Origin of the sequence: Roseovarius sp. (assembly GCF_027019125.1) — a bacterium.
GTDB lineage: Bacteria > Pseudomonadota > Alphaproteobacteria > Rhodobacterales > Rhodobacteraceae > Roseovarius.
The window spans coordinates 62530-82807 of sequence record NZ_JALUXE010000028.1; the positions used below are offsets into that span (position 1 = coordinate 62530).

The 20278-nt window shown below is 61.2% G+C and carries 18 protein-coding genes; 8 read left to right on the forward strand and 10 right to left on the reverse strand.

The window, feature by feature from the left end; genetic code table 11:
* Positions 1 to 23 precede the first annotated feature (23 nt).
* The 3 genes from MVC20_RS11815 to MVC20_RS11825 are packed head-to-tail and all read left to right on the forward strand — an operon-like array spanning position 24 to position 2945.
* Entirely contained in the window at positions 24 to 473 is a 450-nt protein-coding gene (locus tag MVC20_RS11815) for an OsmC family protein (protein WP_037270146.1), read from the forward strand.
* Between the two features lie 21 nt (positions 474 to 494).
* A complete protein-coding gene (locus tag MVC20_RS11820; RefSeq protein ID WP_297541587.1) occupies positions 495 to 1295 on the forward strand; it encodes an enoyl-CoA hydratase in 801 nt (266 codons plus the stop codon).
* Between the two features lie 3 nt (positions 1296 to 1298).
* Positions 1299 to 2945 (forward strand): acyl-CoA synthetase, encoded by a 1647-nt coding sequence (locus tag MVC20_RS11825; RefSeq protein ID WP_297541589.1) that lies wholly within the window; start codon positions 1299 to 1301, stop codon positions 2943 to 2945.
* Here the strand turns inward: MVC20_RS11825 and MVC20_RS11830 are convergent.
* From MVC20_RS11830 to MVC20_RS11865, 8 genes are all read right to left on the reverse strand, one after another.
* Entirely contained in the window at positions 2942 to 3793 is an 852-nt protein-coding gene (locus tag MVC20_RS11830; protein WP_297541591.1) for an ATP-binding cassette domain-containing protein, read from the reverse strand. The two genes, MVC20_RS11825 and MVC20_RS11830, sit on opposite strands and share 4 nt — an antisense overlap.
* Positions 3790 to 4629, reverse strand: coding sequence for an ABC transporter ATP-binding protein (locus tag MVC20_RS11835; protein WP_297541593.1), 840 nt, complete (start codon positions 4627 to 4629; stop codon positions 3790 to 3792). Before MVC20_RS11835 ends, MVC20_RS11830 begins: the two co-directional genes overlap by 4 nt.
* 4 nt (positions 4630 to 4633) lie before the next feature.
* Positions 4634 to 5551, reverse strand: coding sequence for an ABC transporter permease subunit (locus MVC20_RS11840; RefSeq protein ID WP_297541595.1), 918 nt, complete (start codon positions 5549 to 5551; stop codon positions 4634 to 4636).
* Positions 5548 to 6555, reverse strand: a complete 1008-nt coding sequence (locus tag MVC20_RS11845; protein ID WP_297541597.1) for an ABC transporter permease subunit — start codon at positions 6553 to 6555, stop codon at positions 5548 to 5550. Before MVC20_RS11845 ends, MVC20_RS11840 begins: the two co-directional genes overlap by 4 nt.
* Positions 6556 to 6626: 71 nt before the next feature.
* Positions 6627 to 8171, reverse strand: coding sequence for an ABC transporter substrate-binding protein (locus tag MVC20_RS11850; protein ID WP_297541743.1), 1545 nt, complete (start codon positions 8169 to 8171; stop codon positions 6627 to 6629).
* Positions 8172 to 8298: 127 nt separating this feature from the next.
* Entirely contained in the window at positions 8299 to 8922 is a 624-nt protein-coding gene (locus tag MVC20_RS11855) for a helix-turn-helix domain-containing protein (RefSeq protein WP_297541599.1), read from the reverse strand.
* 140 nt (positions 8923 to 9062) lie between these two features.
* Positions 9063 to 10181 (reverse strand): Xaa-Pro peptidase family protein, encoded by a 1119-nt coding sequence (locus MVC20_RS11860; RefSeq protein ID WP_297541601.1) that lies wholly within the window; start codon positions 10179 to 10181, stop codon positions 9063 to 9065.
* A gap of 181 nt (positions 10182 to 10362) precedes the next feature.
* Positions 10363 to 11352, reverse strand: a complete 990-nt coding sequence (locus tag MVC20_RS11865; RefSeq protein WP_297541603.1) for a LacI family DNA-binding transcriptional regulator — start codon at positions 11350 to 11352, stop codon at positions 10363 to 10365.
* A 143-nt stretch (positions 11353 to 11495) separates the two neighbouring features.
* On the opposite strand from MVC20_RS11865, the gene MVC20_RS11870 reads away from it, so the two are divergent.
* The 5 genes from MVC20_RS11870 to MVC20_RS11890 all read left to right on the forward strand — a co-directional run bounded on the left by MVC20_RS11870 (position 11496) and on the right by MVC20_RS11890 (position 17472).
* Positions 11496 to 13016, forward strand: coding sequence for a tripartite tricarboxylate transporter permease (locus MVC20_RS11870; protein ID WP_297541605.1), 1521 nt, complete (start codon positions 11496 to 11498; stop codon positions 13014 to 13016).
* Positions 13013 to 13468, forward strand: a complete 456-nt coding sequence (locus MVC20_RS11875; protein WP_297541607.1) for a tripartite tricarboxylate transporter TctB family protein — start codon at positions 13013 to 13015, stop codon at positions 13466 to 13468. Before MVC20_RS11870 ends, MVC20_RS11875 begins: the two co-directional genes overlap by 4 nt.
* 48 nt (positions 13469 to 13516) lie before the next feature.
* Positions 13517 to 14476, forward strand: coding sequence for a tripartite tricarboxylate transporter substrate binding protein (locus tag MVC20_RS11880; protein WP_297541609.1), 960 nt, complete (start codon positions 13517 to 13519; stop codon positions 14474 to 14476).
* A gap of 72 nt (positions 14477 to 14548) precedes the next feature.
* Complete coding sequence (locus MVC20_RS11885) at positions 14549 to 15958, forward strand: aldehyde dehydrogenase family protein (RefSeq protein ID WP_297541611.1); 1410 nt, start codon at positions 14549 to 14551, stop codon at positions 15956 to 15958.
* A complete protein-coding gene (locus MVC20_RS11890; RefSeq protein WP_297541613.1) occupies positions 15955 to 17472 on the forward strand; it encodes an AMP-binding protein in 1518 nt (505 codons plus the stop codon). The genes MVC20_RS11885 and MVC20_RS11890 overlap by 4 nt, the downstream gene beginning before the upstream one ends.
* A gap of 29 nt (positions 17473 to 17501) precedes the next feature.
* Here the strand turns inward: MVC20_RS11890 and MVC20_RS11895 are convergent, their stop codons facing one another.
* Entirely contained in the window at positions 17502 to 19355 is a 1854-nt protein-coding gene (locus MVC20_RS11895) for a heavy metal translocating P-type ATPase (protein ID WP_297541615.1), read from the reverse strand.
* Positions 19356 to 19478: 123 nt separating this feature from the next.
* Positions 19479 to 20276: a phosphodiesterase gene (locus tag MVC20_RS11900; protein WP_297541617.1), complete on the reverse strand. Its 798-nt coding sequence runs from the start codon at positions 20274 to 20276 to the stop codon at positions 19479 to 19481.
* Positions 20277 to 20278: the final 2 nt, after the last annotated feature.

The window sequence follows — 20278 nt, forward strand, 5'->3', positions numbered from 1 at the left end:
CCAACCAAGACGAGTCCTGATCCATGTCCGACCTCGCAATCGAGCTGCATTGGCAGCGCGCCGAACCTGTGCTGCACACTGGCAAATACTCCAACGCCCATACCGTGCAGTTCAACAACCACCATGATGTGCAAGTGGATGCCGCCCCGGATTGGGGCGGTGATCCCGCCCACACCAATCCTGAGCAGGCGCTCGCCTCGGCGCTGTCCAGTTGCCACATGATGACCTTTCTTGCCCTTGCGGCCAAGGCCGGCTGGCCGGTCGCCAGCTATCACGACTATGCCGTGGCCCATCTGGGTAAGAACCCCAAGGGGCAAATGTCCGTCACACGGATTGATCTGCATCCGGTCGTGCGGTTCGACACCGGCTTTGCGGTTGAAGACGCGCAGCTGGCAGAAATGCAGGACCGCGCGCATCGCTACTGCTTTATCGCCAACACGCTCGCCGAGAGCGTGGAGATCAACATTCTCTGACCTCTGAAAGGACGAGACCCCGTGCCAAAAAGCGATATCCTTCTCTCTGAGCTCGACGGCGAAGGCATCCTGCGCCTGACGCTGAATGACGCAGGACGCCGCAACGCGCTGTCCGAGGCAATGCTGGCAGACCTGGGTCGCGCCTTTGCGGAGGCCGGGAATGATCCCGCGGTGCGGGTCATCGTTCTTGCCGCAAACGGGCCCGCGTTCTGCGCGGGCCATGACCTCAAGGAAATGACCGCGGGGCGGGCCGGAGCGGACCGGGGTCGCGCCTATTTCACCAGGATCATGGCGCTCTGTTCCGGCGTGATGCAGGCCATCGTGAACTGCCCCAAGCCGGTGATCGCCGAGGTTACGGGCATCGCCACCGCAGCAGGCTGTCAGTTGGTGGCAAGCTGCGATCTGGCGATTGCGGCGGATACGGCGCAGTTCAGCACGCCAGGGGTGCATATCGGCCTCTTCTGCTCGACCCCGATGGTGGCCCTGTCGCGCAACGTGGCGGGCAAACATGCGATGGAGATGCTGCTGACGGGCGATATGATCCCAGCCGCGCGTGCGGCGGAAATGGGGCTTATCAATCACGCCGTAGCACCTGATGATCTGCAGGCCGCCACGATGGCCATGGCCCGCAAGATTGCATCGAAATCAAGCATGACCCTCGCCACCGGCAAGCGCGCCTTTTACGCGCAACGCGAGATGACCCTGTCCGATGCCTATTCCTACGCCTCCGCCGTGATGGTGGACAATATGCTGGCGCGCGATGCCCAAGAGGGCATCGGTGCCTTTATCGAGAAACGCGCGCCCCAGTGGCAGGATGCCTGAGACATGAGCACGAACCCCTACAACACGGATCTTGATCGCAACCCCGCGAACCATCAGCCGCTGACGCCGCTGACGTTTCTCGAACGCGCGGCGACGGTTTTCCCGGATCACATCGCAATTGTGCATGGCTCCCTGCGCCGCAGCTATGCAGAGTTCTACCGGCGCTCGCGCCAGCTCGGCTCGGCGCTGAGCGCGCGGGGGATCGGGCGCGGGGATACCGTGTCGGTCATGCTGGCAAACACGCCCGCAATGCTGGAATGTCATTACGGCGTGCCGATGTGCGGCGCGGTGCTGCATTCGATCAACACACGGCTAGACGCGGGCATCATCGCGTTTCAACTCGATCACGCCATGTCACAGGTCGTGATCGTGGACCGCGAATTCATGCCCCTGATGCAAGAGGCGCTGTCGCTTGCAACAGCCACCCCGCTCCTCATCCAATATGATGATCCGGAGTTCGCGGCACCGGGCATCGCGCCCGAGGCAGAAGATTACGACGCCTTCTTGTCGACTGGCGATCCGGCCTATGACTGGCTGATGCCAGAGGATGAATGGGACGCGATTTCGATCAATTACACATCCGGCACCACAGGCGACCCCAAGGGTGTGGTCTCGCATCACCGGGGTGCGTATCTCTTGGCACAGGGCAATGCGCTGACCACCTCCATGGCCAAACATGCGGTCTATCTGTGGACCCTGCCGATGTTTCATTGCAACGGCTGGTGTTTCCCTTGGACGCTCTCGGCCATCATCGGCACGCATGTCTGCCTGCGCCAAGTGCGCGCCGAACCGATCTGGGAGGCGCTCGCCCAAGAGCGCGTGACGCATCTTTGCGGCGCGCCGATTGTGATGTCGCTGATGATTTCCGCCCCCCAGAGCGTCAAACGGGCGCTCGATCACAGAGTTCAATTCTTCACCGCCGCGGCACCGCCCCCGGAAAAGCTCTTGGCCGATATGAAGGAGGCAGGGTTCGACGTGACCCATCTCTACGGGCTGACCGAGACCTATGGCCCGGCGGTTGTCAATGACTGGCACGACGGTTGGTCTACCCTGTCATCTGCGGAACAAGCAAAGCTCAAGGCGCGCCAGGGTGTGCGATATCTGGCGCTCGAGGGTCTCGACGTGCTGGACCCCGAAACCATGGCCCCGGTGCCCCGCGACGGCGTGACCATGGGCGAGGTGATGTTTCGCGGCAATGTCGTGATGAAGGGCTATTTCCGCAACCCGAAAGCCACGCAAGAGGCCTTTGCCGGGGGCTGGTTCCATTCCGGAGATTTGGGCGTGCGGCATCCGGACGGATACATTCAACTCAAGGACCGCTCCAAGGATGTGATCATCTCGGGCGGCGAGAATATATCCTCTATCGAGGTGGAAGAAGCGCTCTATCGTCACCCGGCTGTGGCTGTGACGGCCGTGGTCGCCATGCCGCACGAGAAATGGGGCGAAACCCCTTGCGCCTTTGTCGAACTGGCCGAGGGGCAGGCGGCAGATTCGGAAACCCTGCGGGCCTGGTGCCGCGAGCATCTGGCCCCCTACAAGGTGCCGGGCCGCTTCGTGTTCACCACCATTCCCCGCACCTCGACGGGCAAGATCCAGAAGTTCCTGCTACGCACACGCGCAAGGGAACTGGCGGTGCCCGAAGTGGTCTAACCTGCCCGTGCCGCCTTGCGGCGTTCAACCCGCGCGCGGATAGCCGCGACATCGGTCACCGGTGTCGCGGCAAAGAGCGCACGGGTATAGGGGTGTTGCGGATCGGCAAAAAGCGCCTCACGGCTGCCCTGCTCGACCGCCTCACCCTTTGAGATCACCATCACCTCATCGGCAATATAGCGCACAACCGAAAGATCGTGGCTGACAAACACATAGGTCAGGTCGAACTCGTCTTGCAAATCGGCCAAGAGGTTGAGCACCTGCGCCTGCACCGAAAGATCGAGCGCCGAAACCGGCTCATCCAGCACAAGCAGCGAGGGGTTTAGCATCAGCGCGCGGGCAATCGCGATGCGCTGTCGCTGACCACCCGAGAACATATGCGGGTAGCGGTTGAAATGCTCGGGCTGCAAGCCGACCTTCCTGATCATCGCCTCGGCCCGGTCTCGCCTTTCCGAGGCGGGCATATCGGTGTTGATCACTAGGGGTTCCATCAGCACATTGCCGATCTTCTGGCGGGGATTGAGGCTTCCGTAGGGGTTCTGAAAAACCATCTGCACCTTGGAGCGCAGGGCAGGCCCAAGGCGTTTTCGAGAAAGATCGACTGTGTGGTCGTCAATCCGCAATTCTCCGCCCGACGGCGCGTCAATCAGCGCGATAATGCGCGCGAGGGTGGATTTACCGGAACCGCTCTCGCCAACGATGGCAAGGGTCTTGCCCTTGTCGACAGCAAAGTCGATGCCGTTGAGCGCGCGCACCTTGCCTGCGCGGGCAAAGAGACTGCCGGGCACCGCGTAATCCTGCACAATACCGCGACCTTCGACGACGGGGGCGATCGGACTTGCGGTCATCGGGCGACCTCCTGCGAGAAGAAGTCTGAAACGGTGGGCAGACGATCACCTGTTGCGTGCTCTGGCAGGGCCGAGAGCAGCGCGCGGGTATAGGGATGCTGAGGAGACTCGAACAGCGAGAGCACGTCGGCCTCTTCCATCTTCTTGCCTTGATACTGCACCACCACACGGTCGGCGGTTTCGGCCACCACGCCCATGTCATGGGTGATCAGGATCAGCGCCATGCCGAAATCCTCTTGCAGTTTCATCAAGAGATCGAGGATCTGTTTCTGGATGGTCACGTCGAGGGCCGTTGTCGGCTCATCCGCGATCAAAAGGCGCGGGTTCGAGGCGATTGCCATGGCGATCATCACCCGCTGGCATTGCCCGCCTGACATCTGGTGCGGATAGGCGTCGATCTTGGTCTCGGGGTTCGGGATGCCCACGGCGCGAAAGAGCTCCAGGGCCCGCGCACGCGCGTCCCTGCGCGACAACCCAAGGTTCAGGCGCAGCACCTCTTCGATCTGAAACCCCACGGTAAAAGACGGATTCAGCGAGGCGATAGGTTCCTGAAAGATCATGGTGATCTCGCGCCCGATGAGGTGACGCCGCTCTGCATCCGAGAGATTGGAGATGTCGCGCCCGTCATAGGTCATCTCATCAGCGGTAATTGTGGCGGTATCGGGCAATAGACCCATGACCGCCAGCATCGACACCGATTTGCCAGAGCCGGATTCCCCCACGATAGCCAGAACCTCGCCCCGGTCGACATGCACGTCGATCCCGTCAACGGCGGTAAAGCTGCCGGTTGCGGTGGCGAATTTGACGGTGAGGTTCTTGATGTTCAAAAGCGCCATATCGTCAACTCCGCTTCAGCTTGGGGTCGAGCGCATCACGCAGCCCGTCGCCCATCAGGTTGATCGCCAGCACCGAAATCAGAATGGCAAGACCGGGAAAGGTGACGACCCACCAAGCGCGCAGGATGAATTCGCGCGCTTCGGCCAGCATTGTCCCCCATTCCGGCGCGGGCGGTTGTGCCCCCATGCCGAGAAACCCGAGTGCAGCAGAATCGAGCACCGCCGAGGAAAACGACAATGTGGCCTGAACGATCAGCGGCCCAAGACAATTGGGCAGAATGGTCTTGAACATCAGGCGCAGGTTGCCCGCCCCCGCCACGCGGGCGGCAGTAACATATTCGCGCTTCATCTCGGACATCACGGCGGCACGGGTCAGACGGGCGAAATGCGGCTGATAGACGATGGCGATGGCGATCATCGCATTCGTCAGCCCCGGCCCCAGCACCGCCACCAGCACAAGGGCCAGAAGAAGCGAGGGGAAGGCCAGAATGACATCCATCATCCGCATGATCACATTGTCGATCCAGCCGCCAAAGAACCCCGCCAGCAACCCGATGATGATCCCCCCCACCAGCGCGACGGAAACCACGACAATACCGATAAAGAGCGAGTATTGCGCCCCAAAGATCAGGCGCGAGAGCATGTCGCGCCCGACCGCATCGGTTCCCAGCAGAAATTGCGCGCTGCCACCTTCGGCCCAGACCGGAGGCATCAACAAGGCCTCACGATATTGCGTCGTGGGATCATGCGGCGCGAGCACGGACGCGAACACAGCCGTCAGAACCAGCAGCACAAAGACCACCAGCCCGACCACAGCGCCGCGGTTCTGGCTGAAGTAGAACCAGAACTCGGCCAGCATGCGACGGCGGATCGCGGCATCGGACAGCTTCACCGGGGCGGCAAGGTTGGGTGTCTCGCTCATTTCACACGAATCCTCGGGTTGATCAGGCCATAAGTCAGATCGACCAACAGGTTGACGATCATCACGAGCGCCGCGATGAGCAGAAGGCCGGATTGCACAACCGGATAATCGCGCCGGGAAATGGAATCGATCATCCATTTGCCGATGCCGGGCCATGAAAAGATGGTCTCGGTCAGAATGGCACCGGCCATCAGCACCCCGATTTGCAGACCGATGGTCGTGACCACCGGCACCATCGCATTGCGCAGCGCGTGGATGCCGATCACGCGGTATTGCGGCATCCCCTTGGCGCGGGCGGTGCGGACGTAATCCTCGCCCATGACCTCAAGCATGGCAGAGCGGGTCTGACGGGCGATAACCGCAAGCGGAATCGTGGCCAAGACCAGAGATGGCAAGATGAGATGGCTCAGCGCCGAGGCAAATGCCCCCTTTTGCCCCGAAAGCAGGCTGTCGATCAGCATGAAGCCGGTGACATTGGGGAAATAGTACAGCAGGCTGATACGCCCCGACACAGGCGTCCAGCCGAGGATCCCTGAGAAAAAGATGATGAGAAGCAGCCCCCACCAGAAAATCGGCATGGAAAAACCCACGAGCGCGAGCGTCATGGAAATCTGGTCGAACCAGCTCCCGCGCTTGATGGCGGCAAACACGCCCACAGTCACGCCGATCACCGTGGCGATGATGATGGCGCACAGGCCCAGTTCGACAGTCGCGGGAAAGAGGGTCAGGAATTCATCCAGCACAGGTTTCTTGGTCACAAGCGAATTGCCCATGTCCCCCTGCAAGAGCCGCCCGAGAAAATCGAAATACTGCATCACGATGGGCTGATCATAGCCCAGTTGCGCGCTGAGTTCCGCATGCCGTTCGGGCGTCACACCCCGCTCGCCCGCCATCAAGAGCACCGGATCGCCGGGCAGGATGCGCACAAAGCTGAAGGCGATGATGGTGATCCCGATAAAGGTCGGGATCAGGTAAAGAAGCTTGGACAGGATGAATCGGATCATGCGCCGCTTTCCTTTGAAAACGCGCGAGGGCTGTGCCCCCGCGCGTCCGGTTTCAGATCAGACTGATCCGCTCATTCGGCAATGTCGACAGTCTCGAAGGTGAAGTCGCCCAAGGGGCTCATCACAAAGCCCGACACCTTGTTCGACATCGGCACATATTGGGTCGAATGCGCGATGGTGAACCACGGGGCCTGGTCCTTGAAGATCACCTGCGCCTGCTCATAGAGCGCGGTGCGTTCTGCCGGATCGGCGGTGATCTTGGCATCCTTCAGCAGCTTGGAAAAATCCTCGTTGCACCAGAACGCGCGGTTGGCACCGCCAGGCCCGGCGGAATCGCAGGACAGGAGCACCGACAGGAAATTGTCTGGATCGCCATTATCCCCGGTCCAGCCCAACATCACCGCGCCATCGCGCCCTGCTTCCATCGACTTTTGCAGATACTCGCCCCACTCATAGGACACGATCTCGACCTTGACGCCGACCTTGGACAGATCCTCTTGCATCAACTCGGCAGAGCGGCGGGCATTGGGCATGTAGGGACGCTGTACCGGCATCGCCCAGATTTTCATCGAGAGGTCGCTCACGCCCTCTTCCTCGAGAATCTTCTTGGAGGCTTCGGGATCATAGGGGTCGTCGACAATGGAGTCGTTATAGGACCACATGGTCGGCGGGATCGGGTTCTTGGCCGGGGCGGCCGCCCCCTGGAACACGGCATCGACGATGGCATTCTTGTTGATCGCCATGTTCAGCGCCTTGCGGACGCGGGCATTGTCGAACGGCGCGACTGTGGTGTTATAGGCAAGATACCCCACGTTCAGACCGGCCTGCTCATCCAGTTTGAGGTTGGGATCGGCTTTGATGGTCTCGATATCCGCTGGGGCCGGATAGGGCATCAGGTGGCATTCACCAGCCTTGAGCTTTTGCAGACGCACGGCGGCGTCCGGGGTGATGGCAAAGACCAGATCGTCGATGATCGCGCCTTCTCCCCAATAGTCGGCGTTCTTCGTGTAGCGGATCACCGCGTCTTTTTGATAGGCCACGAACTTGAACGGGCCGGTGCCAATGGGCAGGTTGTTCAGATCTTCCTTGGTCCCTGCGGCATCGAGCGCATCGGCATATTCCTTGGACACGATCGAGGCGAAGGGCATCGCGATATTGGCGAGGAAAGGCGCCTCGGGCTGGTTCAAGGTGAACTTGACCGTATAGTCGTCGATCTTCTCGATGGATTTGATCAGGTCAGGCATCGCCATGGAGGTGTAATACTCGTAGGTCACACCCGCGATATACTGATGCCACGGATGGTCGGCAGATCCTTGACGCTCGTAAGAGAAAATCACGTCATCAGCGTTGAAGTCGCGGGTGGGCGTGAACTTTTCGTTGGAGTGCCATTTGACACCCTCGCGCAGGTGGAAAGTGTATTCCGTACCGTCCTCAGACACGTCCCAGCCAGTCGCAAGGCCGGGCACGACCTCGGTCGTGCCTTTCTTGAACTCGGTCAGGCGGTTGTAGATCGGATGCGCCGAGGCATCGAACGTGCCGCCTGCGGTAAAGGGCGCAGGATCAAACCCCTCTGGCGAGGCTTCGGAGCAATAGACAAAGGTTTTGGCCTCGGACATCGTGGCAGTCAGCGCCAGTGCAGAAGCGCAGAGCAGTAGGTGTTTCACGTAAGGTCTCCTTGTTGGATTTGGTGAGGAATACGCCGGTTGTCCCGGCTGGTGCCCGAGCCGCATAGAGCGATGCTGATCAGGGGATGTCTGGTTTTAATGTGTCCGTGCCGGCGCGCGGCACATAGGACGAAGGGGTCGCGCCATGCAGCATCTTGCCGGTCCAGAGCAGTCGCGCCCAGGTGTCGCTGACGTTCGACCATGAATGGGGATGCTGGCCCAGATAATGCATGCTGTCCCCGGCACGGAGCAGAAACTGCTGCCCGTTGACCACTTGCAAAATCTCGCCGTCGAGCACGAAAATCAGCTCTTCACCGGAATGTTGCACGGTCTCGGACTCATACGCAGGCGGGACATTGAGAATGAACGACGTAAGTTCATGCCCCGGAAATTCCGCCCCGATCTGTTCATAGATGATCGAGGTGCCGGAAATCGAGAACTTCGGACGCGTGGCTGCGCGTGTCACGCTATCCGCCTGTCGTGGTGTGGCAATGAAATGGTCGATGCTGACATCAAGCGCGGCCGCAATCTCGGCCAGCGTGCCAAGGGTGGGCACCGCATTGTCGCGTTCGATCTGGCTGAGGTAGCTCACAGATACTCCACATACATTGCTGAGATCCTGCAAGGTCATCGACAAGAGTTGCCTGCGTTTTCTTATGCGACGCCCCAGGGCGAGTGGCGCGCCGGCAGGTGTATTGGTCATCGGCGTCCTTGGGTCAGAAGGCGTTTCTTGGGCCTAACCTCAGACGAATTGCAGAGCCATTGCAACAAAAATTTTTTCTTGTGAAAAAATTTTTGCCACCGAATCGGACCTATATGCTCGCATCCGATACGTGTTGTGATCTATTCTCCAGCCACCGGACGCACGATCAAATCGCGCGGCATGTTCGAGAATATCTCGGCCCCCTCGGGACGCAGGATCACGATCTCCTCAAGCCGCATGCCAAAACGCCCCTCCAGATAGATCCCCGGCTCAATGGAAAACACATTCCCGGCTTCAAGCCGCGTTTCGGATGTCGCCGTGATGTAGGGCGGCTCGTGAATGTCGATGCCAAGACCATGGCCGGTGCGATGCAGGAATCGGTCGCCATAGCCTGCGGCGGCAATCACATCGCGCGCGGCCTTGTCGACTTCGCGCGCCAAGGCTCCGGGCCGGGCCGCAGCAAGTGCTGCTTGAACGGCCTGATCGACCACGCTGAAAATCTCGGCATAGGTGGCATCCGGCGTGCCGAAATAGCCGCAACGCGTCATGTCTGAGGGGTAGCCATTCAAGCGGCAGCCGGTATCGAGCAACACGGGCATGTCGCGTTCCAGCCGCGTTGCGCCGGGCGTGTGATGCGGAAACGCCCCGGACGGGCCAAAACAGACAGAGCAGAATTCCAGCGTCGCGCCATTCGCGCCATAGAAATCCTGAATGATCTGAACCAGGTCGCGCTCGGTCATCCCCTCGCGAAGCGCATCAAACGCGGCCTGAACCGCCCGGTCATTGAGAAGATGCGCGGCCTTGATCGCTTCGAACTCGGCGGCGTCCTTGCAGGCGCGCAGAGCACCCACCGTATCTTGCGTAAAGCGCCGACGCGGGGCTTCAAGATGGTCCAGCAGCAAGAGCGCGAAATCCGTCCGCATGGTTTCATCAAGCACAACCGAGAGGCCGGGACGGTTTGCATTGCAGGCGCTCAGAATGTCCCGCAGAGCCGCATGCGGACCTTCGTCATCCCGCCACATATGAAACGGCCAATCGGTTGATTGCCGCGCCGAGGCGGAATTGAGCGAGGGCATGAGAAACCCGGCGTAATCCTGTGTGACCAGCAGCATCACGGGCCGTTCGTCGCCATGCGGATGCACCCCCGAGAGCCACGCCATATGGCTCGACGGTCCAAGGACCACCAGGTCAGAGCCAGTTGCCTCCATACGGGTGCGTAGGGCGGCGAGGCGGGATTGGGCAAGGGGAAAGGCGGTCATGATGGCTCCTGCCGGTTGAGAAGGTTAGCGCAAGGAGAGAGCCGGGCCCGAAGCGACGAATCATCCCTGATCTTCGCGACAGTAAAAGACAATCCGAGGGCTCACACCCTCCTCTTGGTATGGCGTATATCGGCTCGGAAATACGAACGCACGGCCTCTTCTCGGAGTGGCGGGAGGCATCTCATAGGGGGCGCGCAGTGCCGCGCACGATACATTCGAGCGGACAGCAGATACGGAAATGATCCTCGCTCGCCCCCGTGATAAGATCGGTAAACCGCTCTCCGGCAATCTCGCCGATACTGCGGGCGGGAATGCGGATCGTGGTCAGGCCCGGCTCCATCTCGGCGGAGCCTTTGAAGTCGCCGATACCGATCACCGAAATATCCTCGGGAACGCGCAGACCGCAGCTTTGCGCGCCATAGATCACCCCTTGGGCAATCACGTCATTGCCGCACAAGAGCGCGGTCGGGCGATGCGCCCGGCGCAAGAGATCCTGCGCCACCTGTTTGGCCTGCGCGATGCTATAGGAGGCCTCCCATTGCCAATCCGCAATCAGGGGGACGCCCGCAGCCGACAGCCGGTCCCGCGCGCCCCATAGGCGGGCACTGGCCCGGTCATTGCCATCCGGGCGCGGAAAGACCAGCCCGATGTCGCGATGTCCAAACCCAAGCAGATGATCGGCGGCAATGCGCCCCGCCTCGCGATTGTCCGCCCCGACACAAGGCAACAGCGAGTCGGGCGCATAATTCCAGAGCGCCATCGCGGGCGTGCCCTGCTGCTCCAACAACCGGAGGCTGGCGTCCGAATGTTCGAACCCGACCAACGCAATGCCATCCACCCGATGTTCCATCAGTTTGCGCATCATCGCATATTCGCGATCAAGGTCATATGAATGCGACGCGATGAGCAATGTAAAACCGGCCCGGTCGATGGAATCGGAAAAAGACTGGATCACTTCGGCAAAGATCGCATGGTCGATGGTCGGCACGATCAATCCGATGGTGGCATTACGCCGCCCATGCATCGACTGAGCGGCGCGATTGCGGATATACCCCAGCTTTTCGACCGCGCGGGTAATGCGTTTACGAGTGGCCGGGCTGACCAGACCGGGATGGTTGAAACTGCGCGACACCGTCGAAGGTGAAACCCGCGCGGCCTTTGCCACAGCCATGATATCGACCTTTTCATTCATTTTGTCAGACACTTAAACCACCATTCCATGGATTTTATGAAAACATTTGCATTACTATTTTCATCACTTACCGTTAGACTTCAACCGGCGGTATTGCCCGGAACCGCAACGGGAGGTGCGCGTTGGAGTTCATCTACTACTTCGGAGAGGTCTTTACGCCGATATCCTTCATGCTGCTTGTGGGCGGCACCATCGGCGGGCTGATCCTGGGGGCAACCCCCGGTCTCTCGCCGACCATGGCGGTGGCGCTGCTCATTCCGTTCACCTTTCGGCTTGAGCCTGCGCATGGCCTGATCCTGCTCGGGGCGGCCTATACCTCGACCGTTGCAGGCGGCGCAGTCAGCGCGATCCTGCTCAAGATACCAGGGGCACCTGCCAATATCGCAACCACGCTGGACGGGCATACGATGGCCACGCAGGGACGTGGCGCGGAAGCGTTGCAACTTTCCTTTCTGTCCTCGGCAGCCGGGGGCGTCTTTGGCGTTCTGCTGTTGATATTTCTCACGCCGATGCTGGCAAAATGGGCGCTGGCCTTCGGGCCGTCGCATCTCTTCTGGCTGGCCATTCTGGGTGTGACGGTGATTGGCACGCTGGACACCAACTCTGTAGTCAAGGGTCTGCTCTCGGGCTGCATGGGGATGTGGCTGGCCACCATTGGGTTTGACGACATCATGGGCGCGCAACGCTTTATCGTGCATCCGTCGCTGGCGGGGGGGATCAGCATCGTGCCTGCCTTGATTGGCCTTTTTGCAATCCCGCAAGTGCTCGCGATGTTCGCGCGCGGACGTCAGCCGGTGGGCAGTGATGTGATCGCAGTGCAAAAACACCCCATCGGCAAGGCGATGCGCGAGATGACCCGTCGCTGGCGTGCGCTCGGCATCGGCACCGCCATTGGTTCCATCATCGGCCTCATTCCGGGCATCGGGGGACAGATTGCCGGGCTCGTCGCCTATGATCAGGCCAAGAAATTCAGCTCCGAGCGTCAGAATTTCGGCAAGGGCCATTCCGAGGGCGTGATTGCCGCGGAAAGTGCCAACAACGCCATGGTCGGCCCCTCTCTGGTGCCCCTGCTTACGCTTTCAGTGCCCGGCAGCCCGACGGCGGCGGTTCTCCTGGGCGGCCTGCTGATCCACGGAATCTTTCCGGGGAGTGACCTTTTTGACAACCACCCGGATGTCGCCTGGACCTTCATCAACTCGATGCTGATCGGGCAGGTGTTGATGTGCATCTTTGGCCTTTACGTGGCGGGCCTTGCCGCGCGCGTGGCACAGGTGCCGCAATATGTGATGGCTGCGGTGGTTCTGGGGCTGGCTGTATTTGGCTCGTACTCTGTCCAGAACTCGATGGGCGATGTCTATGTGATGGCCGCATTGGGCATCGGCATGTTCTTTCTGGAACGGTTCGGCTTTACCGCCGCACCGCTCGTGCTGGGTCTTATCCTTGGGCCGATCGCCGAGGCCAATTTTACCCAAGGCTCGATGATCGCCGACGCCACCGATGGGCGGTTCAGCTATTTCTTCGGCGGCACGCTGAATATCGTGCTGATCCTTATCGTGATCGCCTCTGTCGCCTATTTGGCCTGGATGGAAGTTCTGCAACGTCGTCAGGATCGGGCCGATCAGGCCAATGAGGCCAAGGCATGAGACAGTGGCAGCATATCATCCCATCCGGCGCCATTGCCGCACTTGGCCTTTGGGTCTGCTATGTCAGCTTTACCCAGAAACCGACGCAGGCTTTTCTATTTCCCCGGCTGATTTCCAGTGTCTTTGTCATTCTGGCACTCTGGACCTTTGGCCGGGCGCTCTTGGGCCTTTCGCGTGCCGGCACCGGGATCGGCAGAACGATGTTTCTGAATATCCTGCCGGGGCTGCTGGTGGCGGCTGTCTATATCTTCTGGGCGGCAGAGGCGCTCGGGTTCTATAGCGGAAGCGCCCTCGCCTTTTTCACGCTGCTCAGCCTCTACGATCCCGCGTCCCACGGCGAAGTCAAAAGTTGGGTCCGCCGGATCGTGATCACGGCCGGGTTCATCCTCGTGATGTATCTGCTCTTTGCCAAGCTGCTCAGCGTTTTCACACCGCGTGGCCTGTTTTTCTAAAACTGCCGGAACAATCCGGACATTCAAAAACCAAGGGAGGAAAAGACCATGACCAAGATACTCAAAGGGCTGGCGACGGCCCTATTGCTCGCGGCGGCCCCAGCTGCGGCGCAGGACTATCCGGACCGCCCCGTGATGATGATGGTCAGCTACGGCGCGGGTGGGGCCACCGATTTTCAGGCACGGATCGTGACCATGACCGCCGGAAACGAGGATGCGCTTGGCCAGCCCATCGCCATCATCAACAAGCCCGGCGCCGGCGGGCGCGTTGGCTGGAACTGGCTGGCCACACAGGCCGAGGCGGATGGCTACACCCTGGGTGCCTACAACATTCCCCATTTCATCGCGCAATCAATCGAAGGTGGTGTCGAATACAGCGTGGATAGCTTTGAGCCGATTGCCAATTGGGGCGCGGACCCAGCAGTCTTCATCGTCGGTGCCGACAGCCCGTTCAACTCGATGCAGGATGTGGTGAACTGGGCCAAGGAGAATCCCGGAAAACTGACCTTTTCCGGCGCCGGTCTTTTCGTGGGCCATCATATCGCGGCCCTGCAGCTCGAAGCTGCCGCAGATGTCAAACTTGCCTATATCCCCAACAACTCAGGCGGGGCGGGTGCCATGAAGGCCGTGATCGCCGGAGAGGTCATGGGCGGTGTCAACAACCTGTCAGACGCTTATCGCGCCGCGAATGCGGGCAGCGTCAAGATTCTGGGTGTGTTCGATACCGAGCGCAGCAGCTTCCTGCCCGATGTGCCCACCTTGCAGGAGGCCGGGTATGACATTGACAACGCCAGCGTGAATTACCGTGGCATCATGGTCCCCAAAGGCACGCCCCAAGAGATCATCGACAAGCTGGCAGCCGTGATGCCCGCCATGTTCGGCAATCCCAGTGTCATCAAACAGATGGAGGCAGGCGGATCGCCGATCAAGATCATGACGCGGGACGAAGTGATCGAGATGTGGGCCGCCCGCCAGAAAACCCTGGAGAAGCTTTTGGCAGGGCTTTGATCCTGCAGCAAAGCCCGCATCGGCAGGGCAGCCCCGGGCATGCCCTGCGACCAACCCGACAAGGAACACCACATGAGCGTTGAAGGTGATATCGCCGCCGTCGAAGACGTGATGGCCAAGGCGCGAGCCGCACAACGGGCCTACGAGACTGGCGGGTCGCAAGAACTCTATGATCGCACCGCAGAGGCTGTGGCCTGGGCCATCATGGAGCCTGCCCGCAACCGCGCCCTGGCGGAGCTCTCGGTGGCCACCACCGGCATCGGCAATGTGCCCGACAAGATCACCAAGAACCACCGCAAGACGCTCGGGCTGATGCGCGACATCGCCGGGGCCAAGACCTTTGGTGTCATCCGCGACGATCCCGCAACCGGCATCACTGAAATCGCCCGCCCGATCGGGGTCATCGGTGCCGTGGTGCCCTCGACCAACCCGGGGGCAACCCCGGCCAACAACATCATCAACGCCCTCAAATGCGGCAATGCCATCGTGCTTTCGCCCTCACCCAAGGGGGTGCCCACCTGTGAGCGATTGCTAGAGCATATCCACGCCGAATTTGCCAAGATCGGAGCAAATCCCGATCTGGTGCAAATGGTGCCCGCGCCCGGATCCAAGGCCAAGACGCAGCGCATGCTGGAATTGTCCGACCTGGTGGTTGTGACCGGCAGTCAGGACAACGTGCGCCGCGCCTATACCTGCGGCACACCCGCGATTGGCGTGGGCGCAGGCAATGTCACCGTGATCGTGGACGAAACCGCCGATCTGGCCGCCGCTGCCGCCAAGATCGCAGCGTCCAAGACCTTTGACAACGCGACGTCCTGCTCATCGGAAAATGCGGTTGTCGTGGTGGATGCTGTCTATGAAGATTTTGTCGCGGCATTGGCTCGTGAAGGCGGCGCACTGGTTCCCGAGGCGGACTCAGCCGATCTCGTGGCACGACTTTGGCCCGACGGCCATCTCAATCGCGCAGTGATCGCACAGGATGCGCCGCGCATGATCGAGGCGCTTGGCCTCTTGGGGAAAGTGCCCCAGGCGACGCGCTTTGTAGCGGTCGAAACGCGGGGGATCGGGCCAGAGCATCCGCTTTCAGGTGAAAAACTGAGCCTTGTTCTGGCGCTCTACCGCGCCGCGGACTTCACGGATGCAACCAGGATCGTTGCACGCATCCTCAGCCATCAGGGGGCAGGTCATTCCATAGGCCTGCACAGCACCGACGATGCCCGCGCGCGCCACCTTGGGGCCACGCTCCCGACCTGCCGGGTGATCGTCAATCAGGCGCATTGCTTTGCGACAGGTGGCGCCTTTAACAACGGCATGCCCTTTTCCCTCTCGATGGGATGCGGCAGTTGGGGGGGCAACTCCATAGACGACAATCTCAACTGGCGGCATTTCCTGCAAACCACCAAGATCGTTCGGGAAATTCCACCGCGAGAGCCCACGCTCGACGAGATTTTCGGCGAGTATTGGCAGGTGGCCGGACGATGAAGCTCCGCCGCGACACGCCCCCCGAAGGCACACTGCGGGACTGGGTCGATGCCCGCGCCGAGGCCGGTGGCATGGCGCTGTCCTTTCCAGATGAAGGCACGGCGCTGGATTGGCCCGGTTTGCGCAGCCGCGCACGGGCGATCGCTGCCCTTTTGACAGCACGGGGGATCGCCAAAGGGGAAAGTGTCGCCATCCTGCACCCTAACGGGCAGGCGGCGATCGAGGCGATTTATGGAACGCTCTACGGTGGCTTTCGCGCCACGATGATCAATCTCGTCGCCGGGGCAGAGGCGATTGGCTACGCGCTCGACCATTCAGGGGCGCGGGTGGCGCTTGTTCATCCGACCCAAAAGAGCGTCTTCGATAACGTAAACCCCGATGGGCGCATTGCCATGGTGGACATGGCCGAGACCGCGCCAGAAGCCGTCCTGCATCCCGTAACCCCGGATGACCATGCTTTGCTGATGTATACCTCGGGCACAACGGGGCGCCCCAAGGGGGTTGTGCACACCCAAGCCAGCCTTTTGGCCGGGGGGTGGACCACGACCATCGCCCATGACCTCACACCCGAAGATACGGGGCTTTGTGTCTTGCCCGTCTATCATATCAACGGACTTTGTGTGTCGGTCATGGGCTCGCTCGTGTCAGGGGGGCAGTTGGCCATGTGCGCGCGGTTCTCTGCACGCCGGTTCTGGGCGCAGGCTTCTGAAACAAGGGCCACTTGGTTTTCGGTCGTGCCGACCATCGTATCGCATCTGTTGCATGGGGAAACTGGACCAGACCCAGAGACCCGCAGACGGCTCCGGTTCGGGCGCTCCGCTTCCTCCCCTCTGCCGGTCGAGGTGCATACGGCGTTCGAGGCCCGGTTCGATGTGCCCATCGTCGAGACGATGGGCCTTACAGAGACTGCGGCGCAGATCCTCTCGAACCCACTTCCGCCCGGCCGGCGCAAGATTGGCTCTCCGGGTATCGCCTATGGCAATCTGGCCGAGGTGGCAGGGCCGGATATGCGCCCGCTACCTCCGGGGGAAGAGGGCGAAATCATCGTCAAAGGCCCAAACGTCATGCTGGAATATCTGCGGAATCCCGAGGCCACGCGCGACAGCTTCACACCGGATGGCTGGCTGCGCACCGGCGATCTGGGACGCAAGGATGCAGAGGGCTATTTCTTTGTCACGGGGCGCCTCAAGGAACTGATCATAAAGGGCGGCGAGAATATCGCGCCGCGTGAAATCGACGAAGTGCTCTACGCGCATCCCGATGTGGTCGAGGCGGCGGCCTTCTCTTGTCCTTGCCCGCGCTACGGCGAGCGGGTCGAGGCGGCAGTCGTCCCAAGACCGGGCTCGACACTGACGGCCGAGACCCTTTTGACGCTCTGCAAGGACCGTCTCGGGACGTTCAAAAGCCCGGATCACATCCATTTTCTAGACGAGTTGCCCAAAGGGCCGTCGGGCAAAATTCAGCGTGTCAGACTCAAGAGCCTGCTGGCTGGGGACCTGGAACGCAATTCCTGACGACATTCTGAGATTTGGATGAGAAACGATCACACACGCAGCGCGTCACTGGGGGAGATACGCAAAGCGCGCAGAGCATTCAGAATGACGGCAACGTCAATCACCTCTTGCAAGAGGGCACCCTCAACCGGGCTGAGGTAGCCATAGGCAGCAGCGATCATGCCCACCACCGAAAGACCGATCCCGACGACAACGCTTTCAACCGCGATCCGGCGTGCCGCATGGGCAATCTCGATCCCCGACCCCAGCCGGTCGATATGGTCCACCAAAAGCACCACATCCGCCGCCTCGGCAGATGCGGCGGCCCCCCGCGCGCCCATGGCAACACCGACATCGGCAGCACTGAGAGCCGGCGCATCATTCACGCCGTCTCCCACCATCATCACCGGACCGCGCTTGCGTTCGGAAAGAACAAGCAGCACCTTTTGATCCGGCGTAAGACCGGCCCGTACCCCATCAAGGCCCAACCCCTCCGTCACGCGTTCTGCAACATCGGCGCGGTCGCCGGTCGCAAGCAGGATACGGCGCACCCCTTCGCGCCTCAGCCCGTTCAGCATCGCGCCGGCGCCGTCGCGCAGCGGGTCGGACATCACCAGATGTCCTGCCATTTGACCGTCAATTGCGACGGCAACCAAAACCGATCCGGCGGCCATGCCGGACGCATCGCCAGACACGCGCCCGACACGCCCCGCGACAAAGCCGTCCCCCCCAACGATGACGGATCGCCCGTCGACGCGGCCCACCACCCCCTCACCGGGCAGTTCCACCACCTCTGAGGGCACGGGCAAGCGCAGACCTTCTGCTTTTGCCGCCGCAACGACGGCTTGCGCCACGGGATGCTTCGAGGCCTGATCAAGGGCTGCGGCCATGCGCAGGATGTCTTGCTCGCTCGTGTCACCGTAACAGGCGATGGACACGATTTTTGGCCGACCATCCGTCAAGGTGCCCGTCTTGTCGAGGATCAAGGTATGAATGCGCGCCATCGTCTCCAGCGGTCCCGCTCCCTTGATGAGCACGCCGAAATGGGCGGCGCGCGAGAGGCCAGCCACCAATGCCACCGGAACAGCCAGGATCAAGGGACAGGGCGTGGCCACAACCAGCACCGCGACCGCGCGGATCGGATCGCCCGTGAACCACCACGCAGCAAAGGCGATGCTGACCGTCACCGCGAGAAAACCGAGAGACCACTTGTCAGCCAGCCGGGACATGGGCGCCTTGGACGCCTGCGCCTCGGCGACCAGCCTGACAATTCCGGCATAAGTGCTGTCCTTGGCCGGGCGCAGCGCCGTGAGGTCAAACGCCTCGCCCGCATTGGTGGCCCCGCTCATCGCCTCGGCCCCGCGCATCAGGCGCACCGGAAGGGATTCACCCGTCAGCGCCGACGTGTCGACAAAACCGGTCTCCGAGGCCAGAGTTCCATCAACCGGCACCACGTCACCTTGCCGGATCAGCAACCGATCGCCCGGTGCGATTTCGTCAATGGGAATATCCTCGAGCCCGTTGTCGCGATGCCGCGTCGCGGTTCGCGGCACGCGAGACAGTAGCGCATGCATCTCTCGCCGCGCGCGGCCCTCGGCGAAGCTTTCAAGAAAGGTGCCCCCCGAATACATCACCGCGACCACCGCCGCTGCAAGAGTTTCGCCAAACGCAAGCGCCGCCGTCATGGAGAGCGCCGCAACGATATCGAGGCCCACCTCGCCCCGGCTGAGGCTGCGCAGAATCTCGATCACAAGCGATGCAAGCGCGGGCACGACCCCGGCAATCCAGACAAGGTTTGCGATGCGGGCCTGATCCGCAAGATAGAAGGCAAGTCCAATGACAAGACCGGCTACCGCCAGCAACAGCAGCGCGGTCTTGAGGCGGTCCGATCCGGTTTGTTCCATGCGACCTCGTTCTCCCCGGCGACGCACCCACCTTGCGTAGCCCGCATGATCACTCAGGTCATTGAGACCGTCCAGCCCGAGTTTTACAGCAGGAAAGCTGCGGCTCCAGAAAGGACGACGCGCTCAGAACGCGAAAGGCCCATCCCCATAGCGCAATGGCAGTTCGGTCCAGACCCCACCCACCCCCGTGTCGATCACGGCGCATCCCGTTGGTCCCGTCAGAAACCCGACCGGTGCCTCTTTGCGCACGTCCAGCGCAAAGGCACTGCAACAGGACGGGGCGGTCACGACCGGATGTCGCCCCAAAAGACCATGATAGACACCATGCACATGCCCGGCCAACACCCGGACCGGCGCATCGTGTTGATCCAACACCGAACGTAAAGCGTCAGGGTTCTCAAGACCGATGGCATCCATGAAACCTATGCCGGTTCGCAGCGGCGGGTGATGCAGAGCAACAAGCGTCTGCCTGCGTCCCGCCGCGGACAAGGCCTCGGACAAGAGCACGAGACTTTCATCGCGCAGAGCACCGCCGCCCTGACCCTCGATCAACGTATCAAGGCCGATAACGCGCGTGTCTCCGATATCCGCGACCCAGTCGATCTGGCCTGTTGGCCTTATCTCTGGCAGGTCGGAAAACGCAGCCCTGAACGCTTCTCGTTCATCGTGATTGCCCGGCACCACCAGCAATCTCTGCCCCAGTCGCCCGAGTTGCTCGCGTGCAACTCTGTAACTCTCGGCGCTGCCATCATCACTGATGTCGCCGGTCACAAGGACGGCATCCACGGGTCCGATGGCTTCAAGCCGGTGAATGAGCGTGTCTACAGCCCCCCGAAAAAGACGGGCAGTGTCGAGTTGACCCGAGACCAGCAGACCCTCTGGCACAATATGAAGGTCGGTCAGGTGAAGAAACCGCGCCATGT